The sequence below is a fragment of the Streptomyces sp. ADI95-17 genome (assembly GCF_003846175.1).
GTDB classification, from domain to species: Bacteria; Actinomycetota; Actinomycetes; order Streptomycetales; family Streptomycetaceae; genus Streptomyces; species Streptomyces sanglieri.
This window is the reverse complement of sequence record NZ_ML123048.1, coordinates 453,552-465,324: the sequence shown is the minus strand read 5'-3', so window position 1 is coordinate 465,324 and position 11,773 is coordinate 453,552. Positions and strand designations below refer to the sequence as shown.

At 68.8% G+C, this 11,773-nt stretch carries 10 protein-coding genes; 4 read left to right on the top strand and 6 right to left on the bottom strand.

Annotated elements, in window-relative coordinates; translation table 11 throughout:
• Positions 1–143: 143 nt before the first annotated feature.
• The 3 genes from EES42_RS25180 to EES42_RS25170 are packed head-to-tail and all read right to left on the bottom strand — an operon-like array spanning position 144 to position 3,009.
• Positions 144–806 carry a hypothetical protein gene (locus EES42_RS25180; protein ID WP_124720525.1) on the bottom strand — a complete coding sequence of 221 codons (663 nt, stop codon included), beginning with the start codon at positions 804–806 and terminating at the stop codon, positions 144–146.
• Entirely contained in the window at positions 803–2,323 is a 1,521-nt protein-coding gene (locus tag EES42_RS25175) for a sensor histidine kinase (protein ID WP_124720524.1), read from the bottom strand. Before EES42_RS25175 ends, EES42_RS25180 begins: the two co-directional genes overlap by 4 nt.
• 2 nt (positions 2,324–2,325) lie before the next feature.
• Positions 2,326–3,009, bottom strand: coding sequence for a response regulator transcription factor (locus EES42_RS25170; RefSeq protein WP_124720523.1), 684 nt, complete (start codon positions 3,007–3,009; stop codon positions 2,326–2,328).
• A gap of 890 nt (positions 3,010–3,899) precedes the next feature.
• Between EES42_RS25170 and EES42_RS25165 the strand changes: the two genes are divergently transcribed.
• From EES42_RS25165 to EES42_RS25155, 3 genes are all read left to right on the top strand, one after another.
• A complete protein-coding gene (locus EES42_RS25165; RefSeq protein ID WP_124720522.1) occupies positions 3,900–5,351 on the top strand; it encodes an amidase in 1,452 nt (483 codons plus the stop codon).
• A gap of 118 nt (positions 5,352–5,469) precedes the next feature.
• Complete coding sequence (locus tag EES42_RS25160; protein WP_124720521.1) at positions 5,470–5,790, top strand: hypothetical protein; 321 nt, start codon at positions 5,470–5,472, stop codon at positions 5,788–5,790.
• A 122-nt stretch (positions 5,791–5,912) separates the two neighbouring features.
• Positions 5,913–6,230, top strand: coding sequence for a hypothetical protein (locus tag EES42_RS25155; protein WP_124720520.1), 318 nt, complete (start codon positions 5,913–5,915; stop codon positions 6,228–6,230).
• A 419-nt stretch (positions 6,231–6,649) separates the two neighbouring features.
• On the opposite strand, the gene EES42_RS25150 is transcribed toward EES42_RS25155, so the two are convergent.
• Together EES42_RS25150 and EES42_RS25145 are read right to left on the bottom strand one after the other, a co-directional pair.
• Positions 6,650–7,204: a carbonic anhydrase gene (locus EES42_RS25150; RefSeq protein ID WP_241196577.1), complete on the bottom strand. Its 555-nt coding sequence runs from the start codon at positions 7,202–7,204 to the stop codon at positions 6,650–6,652.
• 572 nt (positions 7,205–7,776) lie between these two features.
• The gene (locus EES42_RS25145) at positions 7,777–8,862 is read right to left on the bottom strand and encodes a PP2C family protein-serine/threonine phosphatase (protein ID WP_241196576.1); all 1,086 of its coding nucleotides are present in this window, start codon (positions 8,860–8,862) and stop codon (positions 7,777–7,779) included.
• 952 nt (positions 8,863–9,814) lie between these two features.
• Between EES42_RS25145 and EES42_RS25140 the strand changes: the two genes are divergently transcribed.
• On the top strand, positions 9,815–10,456 hold the full coding sequence (locus EES42_RS25140) for a hypothetical protein (protein ID WP_124720519.1): 642 nt from the start codon (positions 9,815–9,817) through the stop codon (positions 10,454–10,456).
• Positions 10,457–10,628: 172 nt separating this feature from the next.
• Here the strand turns inward: EES42_RS25140 and EES42_RS25135 are convergent, their stop codons facing one another.
• Positions 10,629–11,099, bottom strand: a complete 471-nt coding sequence (locus EES42_RS25135) for a DUF5959 family protein (RefSeq protein WP_124720518.1) — start codon at positions 11,097–11,099, stop codon at positions 10,629–10,631.
• Between the last annotated feature and the right edge of the window lie 674 nt (positions 11,100–11,773).

The following is an 11,773-nucleotide window of genomic DNA, read 5'->3' as shown; positions in this document are numbered from 1 at the left end:
CCGGAACCGATGTTCCGGCGGGCCGCTCCTGCCGGTGCCGCCACCACCCGGGGTCGGTACGGAAACGACATCGACTCCTCCGCACGACACGGAGGCCGGCTCCTCGACCGGTGCCGGGCCGGACGCCCGGCCGCCGCCACGGCTCAGCGTGTCGGCACCCGGACCGGTCGAACGGGGCAGTCGGCCGGGGCGAGACGCCCGTCCTGCCCGACCAGGGTCACGGACACAGCCCCCTGCGCATGCGCCGCGAACGCGGCCGTGCAGACGATCTGGCCGCGGGCGGCGGCCGTCAGCTCTTTCACCCGCAGACGCAGCATGACCTCGACGGTGCGGTCACCCAGGACGATCCGGTTCGCGGCGGACGCAGCACGGGACAGCGAAGCGGCATTGTGGAATCCGGCCCGCCGTTCGGCCCTTTCCGGTCCGGCGAGCAGGGCGGTGACGGCCGCGAGTGGCGAGGGGGACTCGCTCGTCCCCGCGCCCGGCGGAGACGAACCGCCGAGGCCGTCCCGTCCGGGCCACTCGTCCGGACGGGACGACGCGTCATCCGACCGGGCGGAGCCCGCGATTCCGTTCTGCCACGGTGCTTCGACGGTTCGTGGCACAGGCCGCAGTTCGTCGTCGGGGGAGAGGAAGAACAACAGCATCCGTTCCTCGCGCGGGGGAAGCAGATCGGCGACAGCCGGCCTGCCGGCCTCGATCACGGCGGTCTCCTGGATGCCGCAGCCCACGAGCGGGCCCCCGGCGAGCATCAGCAGCGCGGTGAGCCGGACCGTCCGACGCCCACGGAACGGCGAGTTCTTCACGCGATGGTCTCCGTCCGGTCGCGGCTCTCCGCCGGCCCCGTGCCACCGTGCGCGCGTGACGGACCGTCCGGCGCGCCGCTCCCGGACGTGGGCCCGTCGAAGGGCAGCTCCACGGTGAACAGGGCGCCGCCGCCGGCCGCGTTCCGCGCGTGGATCGTGCCGCCGTGCAGTTGCACGTTCTCCTTGGTGATCGCGAGCCCGAGGCCGCTGCCCGACGAACGGGAACGCGCGGCGTCCGCCTTGTAGAAGCGGTCGAAGATGTGCGGCAGAGCGTCCGGCGGGATCCCGGGGCCGCTGTCGTGCACCTCGGCGATCAGCGCGTCCCCGCGTGCCGACAGCCGCACGGTGACCGGTTCGGCACCATGGCGCAGGGCGTTGCCGACCAGATTGGCCACGATGACGTCGAAGCGGCGTGTGTCGAGGCGGATACGCAGGCCGCCGGGGAGTTCGGCGCGGACCCGGCCGAGCCACTGCCTGCCGGACAGGGTGTTGCGCACGGCCTCCGCCGCGTCCACCTCATCGGTGTTGAGTTCCGCCGCGCGGGCGTCGAAACGGGAGATCTCCATCAGATCCTCCACCAGCACGGCGAGTTTGCCGGTCTCGGTGCTGATCAGGCGCACCGCCCGAGCGGTGTTCGGGGCGAGCGCCCCGGCCTCCTCGTCCACCACGTCCGTGACGGCGAGCATCCCGGCGAGCGGGGTGCGCAACTCGTGCGAGACGTCCGAGGCGAAGCGCCGGGCCCGTGCTCCGGCTTCCCGCAACTCCTCCACGGAGCGTTCCAGGCGGGCCGCCGACTCGTTGAACGTCCTGGCCAGGTCGGCCATCTCGTCCCGTCCGCGTACGGTGATACGTGTGTCGAGTTGCCCGCCGCCCATGGAGTGTGCGGCACGCCGCAGTTCACGGACGGGGCGCAGCACGCTGCGCGCCGCGAGCAGTGCGGGCACCAGGGCCACGGCCAGCCCCGGCAGGGCGCCGTCGCGGGCAGCGGTCACTAGGGAGTCGATGTCCACGTCCTCGTTCGTCATGGGCATCACGGCGAAGAGAACCAGGCCGCTCGGCACCGCGGCGCCACCGGCGACGACCCGGGTCATCACCGGCATTCCGATGGTCAGATACGCGTTCCCGTCCTTGACGACCCGTTCGAAGCTGCCCTGTGCCGAGGTGAGCGTGGTGCGGCGCAGTTGCGGGGTGAGAACGCCGGAGACGGGCCGGTCACCCGAGGAGACGCGCAACGAACCGTACTCGGCGAAGACGATCCACGGATGTGGTTTGGCGCGCGCCGCGATGTCGTACAGGTCCCACCGCAGCGCATCCGGATCCAGGGGCAGGCGGGGGACGAACTGCTCGACCTCCTCGCGGAAGGAGGTGACGGCCGTGTCCTGCGCACGCACGAGAACCGCGTTGCGCGCCTGCCGATAGGTCAGCGCGGCGGTCGTAACGGCGCTGACAGCGGCCACCAGCAGGAACGCGACCACCAGCCGGGTGCGCAGCCCGAACGCGGCGGCCGCGCCGGGCATTTTCACAGCGGACCGAAGCGGTAGCCGTAGCTCCGCAGGGTCTGAATGTAGCGAGGATCGCGGGACGGATCCTCGATCTTGGCGCGCAACCGGCGCACACAGGCATCCACCAGGCGGATGTCACTGTGGAAACTGTGGTCCCAGACCTCCTGCAGGAGCCGCTGCCGGCTGAAGACCTGTTCCGGTACCGCGGACAGGTGCAGCAACAGCTTCAGTTCGGAGGGCGCGAGGGCGACCGGGTCGCCCGACCGGTGGACGGTGTGACCGGCGCGGTCGATGTCGAGTTCACCGTGGTGCTCGACGGCGGGCCTTGCGTCGATCGGGCTCTCGGCGCGGCGCAGCACGGCACGTATGCGGGCCTCGATGACCCCGGTTCGGGCGGGCTTGACGATGTAGTCGTCCGCGCCGGCCTCCAGGCCGACGACGATGTCGACGTCGTCGCCGCGTGCGGTCAGCATGATGATCGGTAACTGGCTGGTCCGGCGTACCCGGGAGCACACCTGGACGCCGCTCATCGCGGGGAGCATCAGGTCGAGCAGCAGGATGTCGGGGCGAAAGGCACCCAGCGCCTCAAGGCCCGCCTCGCCGGTCATGACGGCGTGGACCTCGTGCCCGCGCTGGCACAGCCCGATCTCGACGCCCTCGCGCACGGAGGGGTCGTCTTCGACGAGGAGGACGCGTGGCATGTCGTACTCCAGGAGGTGGGGCAGCGGTGGCTCCCCATACTCTCAGGCGTGCGCGAGGCGATGACGGGCGGTCAGTTGTCCCGGAAGAGACCAGGCGGCCGCGTGACCGGCGGCGATGAGTGGCTGCGGGGCGCTGAACTGCGTGGATGGTCTTTCGGCTGTTTCACGGTCATGTCCGTTGATGCAGCCGGAAGTCCCAGAGGGATCCCACTGCCGCCGGACGACCCTTCGGCTCCGGCCAGGGACGCCGCGTGACGGCCTTCACCGTCGTGGTGCCGCTCACCACCGTGTAGTACGCCCTTGAGGCACTGGCGATCCACCGGGCCGGATTCGACGAGGGCAACGCGCCCGTCGGGAACTCGCCCTCGCCCCGGACACCTCGACCGCCGGCATCCGCATCAGGGTACGCGGGCTGCTCGGCCCTCACGCAGAACTCCAGTTGAAGACGGGCGCCCTCACCAAGCACGGCATCCCGCGCGGCAAGGTGTTCTCCGAGAAGACCGGGCCTCGGCCTCCCTTCACCGCGAACGACCGTCATCGGGTCGTGCAGCCGAGATGCACCGTCCCCCTCTCGTGGCTCGAAGCAAGGGAACCAAGGGAACCAGGGGCGCGATGACGAACAGGCAGAAGAGTGTGGTGGGCAGCAGTCCGACGGGACGCCGCAGCCACGCCGGATTCCCCTGCAACTGCGGCCAGTTGACGATCCGGTTCGCGATGACGTCCAGCGCCACCCCATTGCTGGCCGGCCGGACACCGGCGGACCGAACGAGTCCCATCAGCACTACGACCATCGGGTCGAGGACCGCCAGGCAGATGAGTATTGACACATCCACCCCGTTGTGCAAAGCGGCATTTCGTGCCTTCTTCCACAGGCCCGTACGGTCGGATTCATGGACTGGAACTTTCTGACGGCCGGCCAACTCGCGGCTGCCATGCGCGCCGGTGAAGTGACCTCGGCGGAACTGACCGACGAGGCGATCGCCCGTATTGAACGGGACGACGATGCGATCAACGCGATCTGTGTGCCGGACTTCGACCGTGCACGGGCCGCCGCGCGCGATGCCGACCGGGCGCGTGCCCGCGGTGAGGACCGGCCCCTGCTGGGCATTCCGGTGACGGTCAAGGAGTCGTACGACATTGCGGGGCTGCCCACGACCTGGGGATTGCCGCCGCACCGGAACTTCGTGCCGGCCGAGGACGCGGTGCAGGTGTCGCGGCTCAAGGCCGCGGGCGCGGTGGTGCTCGGCAAGACCAATGTGCCCGTGGGGCTGCAGGACGTGCAGACCTTCAACGAGATATACGGCACCACCAACAACCCGTGGGACCACCGTCGTACGTCGGGCGGATCCTCCGGTGGCTCGGCGGCGGCCCTGGCGTCCGGATTCGGCGCGCTGTCCATCGGCTCCGACCTCGCCGGTTCGTTGCGCACCCCCGCGCATTTCTGCGGCATTTACGCGCACAAGCCGACACTCGGGCTGGCGGCGAGCCGCGGCATGGTCCCGCCGCCCGGGCCGGCCCTGCCGGTCGAGCACGACCTCGCCGTCGTCGGTCCGATGGCGCGCACCGCCCGCGACCTCACGCTCCTGCTCGACGTCATGGCCGGACCGGACCCACTGACGCTCGGTGTGGCGTACCACCCGACGCTGCCGCCCGCGCGCCACGAACGGCTGCGCGACTTCCGGGTCCTGGTCCTCGACGAGCATCCGCTCATTCCGACCGGGTCCGCCGTGCGGGCGGGCGTGGGCCGGGTGGCCGACGCGCTCGTCGACAGCGGTGCCCGCGTCGAGCGGGACAGTTCGCTGCTGCCCGATCTGACCGAAGCCGGGGTGCTCTACACGCAGTTCCTGTTCTCGGGCTCCGTCGCACGTTTTCCCGTCGAAGCGTACGAGCAGTTGCAGGCCCGCGCCGCCGGACTGAGCGCGGACGACCGGAGTCTCGATGCGGCGCGGCTGCGCGGCATGGTGTTCAGACACCGCGACTGGATCGAGGCGAACAGCTTGCGCGAGCTCCACCGCCATGGCTGGCGGCAGTTCTTCGCCGAGTTCGACGCCGTGGTGTGTCCCATCACGCCCACTCCCGCGTTCCCGCACGACCACAACCCCGACCTGATGACACGTCGGATCGACATCGACGGCGCCGAGTATCCGTACTTCGACCAGCTCGTCTGGGCCGGTCTGGCGACTTTGCCCGGGCTACCCGCCACTGCCGTACCAGCGGGCCGGTCGCCCGAGGGTCTGCCGGTGGGAGTGCAGCTCATCGGCCCGATGTTCGAGGACCGCACCCCGCTGCGGCTGGCCGAATTGCTTGAGCAGAAGATCGGCGGCTTCCAGGCACCGAAGTAGGGCGTACCACCGAGCGCATCGGGCCGTACCCACCTGTCCGAGCCCTTGCCGGCGGGGTCTCGTAGGCGCCTGCAAAAATGGCTGGTCACGGGTGTGGTCTGTGCAGGACCCTGGGCGTATGCCTCGACGTCTCATGTTCGTGCAGTTGAAGGCTGGCTACAACACCGACCGCGGGCCCTCGTGGATCGGGTGGGTGGACTTCTCGAAGACCTGGAGCACCGGGTACTTCCACGGGAGGACACTGCGCCGGGCAGGGGGCATGTCCGATGCGAACTTCTACGACGTGCAGACCGACGAGGAGTTCTGGGTCTCCGGGCCGAAGCGGGACCGCACCGACACCCGCTACGGCCCCTCCAGCCCCGAAATCGATCCGGAAGCCGTCGAGACCTATCACGCCTTCCTGGAGGGTGCGCCCCTGCCGGGCCGGGAGAACGGCTGACCTCGCGCCCTTGCGAACGGGCTTGTCCGGGTCTTGATCGGATGAACGGAGAGTGCTTCTGACCTGCAACGATGGGACCTTTTGAGGGTCCTGCCGACTGCAAGGGAAGAAGCACTCTCCAGGTGAACAAGCATGTCGGGTCGTATCCGCCTGTCCGCCTCCAGGGCGACGGCGGCACGGTGGTCTCGCAGGCCGACGGGGTGCTGCTGTCGGAGACCGGAGATCGCGGCCGTGGTGGTGATCGCGGCGGTGCGGACAATCCCGACCATGGCGACGGCTTCGAGTCGGTGCAGCGGCAGAGTCCATGGCAGCGAGTTCTGCCCGTCGGCCGTGGGGATGCGGGACGCGTCCTGTCCGAAGGGTCTATCGACTCCGACCCGAGCAAGGACGTCCTTGCTCGGGTCGCGGAGTGGTCAGCCACGGGGTGGCGAACTGGCTGAGGCCGGCCTGTCGGGCCAGGGTGCCCATGGCGACGTGCAGGAGGCGATCGTGCGGATCCCAGCCGCCGCCGAGTTGTCGGTCGACATACCAGTCTTCGAGCATGGGCAGGGGTGTGCACGTACGCGTGTACTCACTGAGCACCCGGCCGATCTCATGGGCCGGGACCCTGCTCTTCGTGCCCGCCTTCCGCCGGACCCTGAGTCGTCGTGCCGAGTACTGGCCTGCCTCCTGGATCGTGTCCGCCAGTTGGACGGCATGCCTGCCGAGCGTATCGACGAGGTAGACAGCGGCCACGAGCATGGGCTGCACGCCTGATTGCTGTGAGCACGCAGGAAGGCCTTGGCGACGGCTTCGAGCGCGGCGCCGGGTCGGTGCGAAGACGGCGTTCGGCTGTCGGCATCGATCCGGTCCGCGGGTTCTACGGCTTCGTGGGCGCGCCGGCCAGGACTTCCACCTTGCCCGTGTCGAGCGAGTAGTAGGCGCCGACCACGGCAAGGGCGCCCTTGGCCACGAGCGGGGCCAGGTCATGATTGGAGCGCAGGTCGGCCGCGGTCAACTCGGCCTGCGCGCGGGCCATGGTCTCGACCGGATCAGGGCCGCCCTCCCGGACTGCCTGCTCGTAGGCCGGCCGCAGAGCCCTGGCGATCGCATCCAGATTGCCGGAGAGCGGCTTGCCGTCACGGATGGATTTGTAGGCTGCCGCGACGGCGCCGCAACGCTGATGCCCGAGGACCACGACGAGGGGAGTGCCGCTCGTCATGGGCCCGTACTCCACCGACCCCGTGACCACTGGCCCGACCGCCTCCCCTCCTGTGCGCATCACGTAGAGGTCACCCAGTCCGGTGTCGAAGAGGAGTTCCGGGGGCACCCGGGAGTCGATGCACGAGAGGATCGCCCCGAAAGGCTCCTGCTTCTGGGCCACGAACTCGCGTCGGTCCGGATCCCGGTCGGGATGCCGAAGGTCTCCGCTCACCCAGCGTTCATTGCCGTCCATCAGTCTCGCGAATGCCTCGGAGGGCGTGCTCGGCCGCGCGTTCGGCGAAGTACTGGCCGCCAGCGGTGTGGCGCTCGTCGAGGAGCACCCCGCGAGTGCGACCGAGGCGACCACGAGTCCGCCTGCGAGAAGCGTTCTGCGATCCGGGTGTTCTGATCCGCCCATCGGCGCTGTTCCCTTCAGTCCGCTGAGATAGATCCATACATCTCGACCAGGGCGATTGTTGAACGATGTGTGGGAGCACGACGACAGGCGCAAGCCGGTGCGGCCGGCTGCGCCACCGACGGCCCACAGAACCGACTCGGGTGGCTGAGTGCCTGAGGCGTGTGCCAGGCCTGCGGAACGTGAGCCCACGCGGCGGCGCCGCCGGCATCGCGCAGATGAAATCCGGTGCGCAGCGGTTGCTCAACGGTGCGTCATCTGCGGGATCGGGAGGCTGTGGGGACAGCTGAAGATCTCGCTCTCGCTGTCAGGTTCGCGGCAGATCACTGGAAAACCAACCGGCATGAACTGATGCAGGACGGGCGCTGTTCCAAGAACTTCAGGTACTTCTATTCGGGCAGGTGGTAGATGGCGAGGGCCGCGGTGTCGTCATGGAGGTGGTTGTCGCTGTAGATGAGGAGATCGTGGTGGAGGCGGTCGAGGAGTTCCCGGGGCTGGAGAGGGCCCCAGGACAGGACACGCGGGCGGAGGGGATAGAAGGCCCCGGTGCGGTCGCGTGCTTCGGTGACGCCGTCGGTGTAGAGCAGCAACTGGTCGCCGGGACCGAAGGGGTACTCGTCGACGTGGTAGGCCTCTGGGAGGTGCATGCCCAGGTTGAGGGGCGGTGCGGGGTCGGCCGTCGCCAGTTCGGTGACCCCGTCGGAGCGGATGAGGAGGGGTGGGGGGTGGCCGCAGTTGACTATGCGGACCACGTGACGGCGGGGGATCTCCGCGAAAACAGCGGTGACGAAGCGCTCGCCCACGTCGCTACCGGCCAGGTGGGCGGCTCTGCGATTCATGCTCGTCTCCGCCCGGCGGGCAACGGCAGCGAGGTCGGGTTCGTCGTGCGCGGCCTCGCGGAAGGCGCCGAGGAGGGTGGCGGCCGTCTCGACGGCGGGAAGCCCCTTGCCGCGGACGTCGCCGATGATGATGCGGAGTCCGTACGTGGTGGGGACGGCCTCGTACAGGTCACCGCCGATGCGTGCTTCCGCGGCGGCGGACAGGTAGAGGGTTTCGATCAGAAGTGGGCCGATGCGGTGCGGGACCGGGCTCAGCAGGACATGCTGCGCGATCTCGGCCACGAAGCGCACATGGGCGAGGGTGCGTTCCCGGCGCACACGGTGGGCAGCCAGGATTGTTCCGAGGACGCCGACCACAGCGGTGCTCAGGTAGGTGGCCACGTAGTGGCGCTCCCAGACATAGCTCACCGGGCGGCCCGCGCAGCACGGTGTGCCGGCCAGGGCTCCTTCGAAGGCGATCGCGAACACGGTGACTGCGGCGACAGCAGCCGGGCCGTGGGCGAAGGCCGTGATCACAGGGAGGGCGATGAGCAGGAAGCTCACCGGCCACTGCACGGGCGTAAGGGGTTCGAGCACCAGGATGCCCGCGACATAGACGGCGGGCAGCCACCGCATCCACACGGGCGCGGGCGGCACCTGCGGGCCCCCACCGCCGGGCGGCGCTGCCGAGCCACTCTCCGCCCCGGGACGGCCCGGCCACCTCATCGCTCACTCCGTCGCAGAGCGAGCGACGCCAGCGCGGACGCTGCCGAACCGGTGGACGAAGCCGCCGCGTGGGCCGGCTTTCGGACGTTGCTCCTGGTGGCTCCACTCAAGCAACCTGTACACGCGGGACTCCTGGCACATGATGTGGGTAAGACGTCCATCCTGCTGTCCAGTAACGCTTCGGGCCGATCATTGCTCCAGCCAATGGCATGTCAGGACCTTCGCGCGGGGCGCTGGCACCGCCTGGCCCCCTTCATCGACTTCCACGCAACATTCGCGGCGCATGGAAGGCCACGGCTGATCACCTGCGCTGACCTGCAGCGATCCGCTGAGCGTTCCCAGATGACGGGGTGCACGTTCCGGGCCAGGTCATTGGCAAGGTGCGAGCCATTACTTGGCAGGCAGGAAACGCGACGCCATCCTGCCGCGCCACGGGATCTCACCGTCTCGTCAGGCTCCGCGCAGCGGCGTTCCATGATGCCGCTGCGACGCCTGATCGAGTCGTCCGAGCGGCCCGTACGAGCCGTCAACGCATCGTTGCTGACGATCCGTCGCGGCCGGTGGGCCCCGATACCAACGATGCGTGCATCGATGCCGGGCTGTTGCGTCTTCATGTCCCCGGAGTGTGGGGCCGACGGCTATCGGTCTCTGTACGGACCGATCCTCGGGTGGAACGGGGGCGGCCCCGAGGACTGCCTGGGGCGCGCACGCGTGTATGAACTCCTGCTGCTCCAGCCAGCGCAACCCTTGCGTGTGACGCGTGGCACGCTTCCCGAACCAGGGCATGCCGCCGTGCACGAAGCGGATGTGCGCCGCGAGCCGCCCAGGCACTGGCGCAGCGGTGGCGCCGGCCGTGTCCGCGGATGGACCAGTGGAAGCAGGCGTGCTGGTGGCTGACGGCTCCATCGGCTGCGGAACGAACACGCCTGTGCCCCCGCCGGGCAGCAGCTCTCGGCCGGAGCCCTGGATCGATGAGATCCTCGACGCCCGCCGCAGCCAGCGCCTCCGGCGTGAACAACCGCGCCTTCTCGGGCCTCCGCCACACGAAGACGCACGCGAGCGACGTGTGGTCCCCGGCCGGGTGAAGCGCGGGCAAGAACGCGACCTTGACGAGCTGTTGCCCCAGCACCCGGATCGTGGACTCCAGCCGGTGCACCCGCGCCGCGCTCCAGCACAACAGGTCGACGAGCGCGGCCGGCGGAGCTCGAAGGCGGTGAAGAACGGTGCGTTGACGAACCCGGGCACCGGACAGGGCGCCTCGTCCGCCATCGGCAAGAACGCGCACAGCCGCCCGGCGTCCAAGGGGTCGCCCGCCGGAACGGCCACGCTGACCTCTGCCGTGCCCCGCCATGAAGACCAGGCCTTGCTCATCACGCGCGCGTCGTCGGCCCGTTCGATCGCCTCCCGAGCCGTGGCCTCGTCTATCTGGGTGTGCACCATGATCAGCCGCATGCGGAGCCGCAGCACCACCTCCTGCATACGCAGCCCCTCTGCCGAGACGAAGATGCGGACCTTCCTCTCGTAAGTCTCCGGGCAGCCCGCGTTCTGCAGCAGCTCGATCAGGGCGCGGCCCTGATACCCAGGCGTGATCATCTCGTCGACGAGCGCCTTGAGTTCACGGGCGGTGGACCACCCGCATCCACGAAGCCTTCCTCACCCTGGGATGCGCACTCATCTGCTGGCGACGTCTGGCCCGTTCACTGCCAGAAGTTCCTTGACCGCGGCGAGGCCACCACCTCGTTCGGCCAGGCCCTTCGCACCTGCTCGTACTGCTTGCGCAGGGCATCGATCCAGCCGTGGCCCACGTCCAACCGGACTCGGACCGAAGAAACCGACTCGTTGTCGTCCGTCACCGTGACGACGGGCACGGGCACCGAGAACTGGCGGTCAATCTCAATCTGGATCTCGGGGCTGCGCAGCCAGCGGACGCCCCTGCCGGCTGAGAGCTCATCCAGGGCCGCAGACCAGTCGTTCAGATCCTCTGGCGACAGACACATCTCAAGGCGCCCATTGGCGAAGCCACTTGCGACAACGACCTCGGCGTCGAGATAGTCGTTGTACGGAGTAGCCCCTGGTCTGTGTCGACCCAGCACTCGCAGCCGGACGCTACTGCCCCCGATATCCCCGTCACTCACGCGGATCAGATCCACCCCGCTGCCCTCACCCACGAGCCCTCCCGAAACCCAACACGATCATTGCCATCATGCGGGACTCGCGGACCGGCACTCACGCCACAGAGATCATTTCGTGAGGAGTTCTGAGGCCGAACAGGGCCGCGTTTGCCTTCTGCAGGTGCTTGATCCAGGGCGTCCAGGACGAAGACCGTTGAGTCGTTCTGTGACCCTCATACACCTGATTTGTCGTCAGGTGAGTCAGCGATTGGTCAGCGTCATTCCCTCCACGTTCCGAGACGGCTGCCTGAGCAGACCACCGGTGGGCGGCATATCAACAACCTGGTTCCCGCGGAAGCGCAGGCAGGGAGCCTGCTTCTCGGAGCGAAACCATGTTCCTCACCATCTCCGGGTCCGACGCGTTCCGGTGTACGGTGAATACCGCCCTTGACCTGCAAAAAAGCTGGCAGGGAGCCGTCATACAGGAGTCCAAGATGCTGCGCACTCTGTTCAAGTCCAAGATCTAGCGTTTGGGTGTTTCCGCAGGTCAGAGCCCTGGTCGCCGCCTACAGGTCAGCAAACGGTCAGCATCAGGCCGAACGGTTTCCGGCTTGCTGACCTGCATCCGCGGCAGGTTATCGGCTGCCCCGCCCGACGCCCTGCTCGGAAGGATTGATACGTGGCTCGACAGCTCGCCCGCGGAACGGGGTTCGGGCAGGCGTACGCCAACG

Coding starts and splice junctions, on each gene's coding strand:
- EES42_RS25175 (WP_124720524.1), bottom strand. CDS start 2,323: ATGCCCGGCGCGGCCGCCGCGTTCGGGCTGCGCACCCGGCTGGTGGTC.
- EES42_RS25170 (WP_124720523.1), bottom strand. CDS start 3,009: ATGCCACGCGTCCTCCTCGTCGAAGACGACCCCTCCGTGCGCGAGGGC.
- EES42_RS25165 (WP_124720522.1), top strand. CDS start 3,900: ATGGACTGGAACTTTCTGACGGCCGGCCAACTCGCGGCTGCCATGCGC.
- EES42_RS25160 (WP_124720521.1), top strand. CDS start 5,470: ATGCCTCGACGTCTCATGTTCGTGCAGTTGAAGGCTGGCTACAACACC.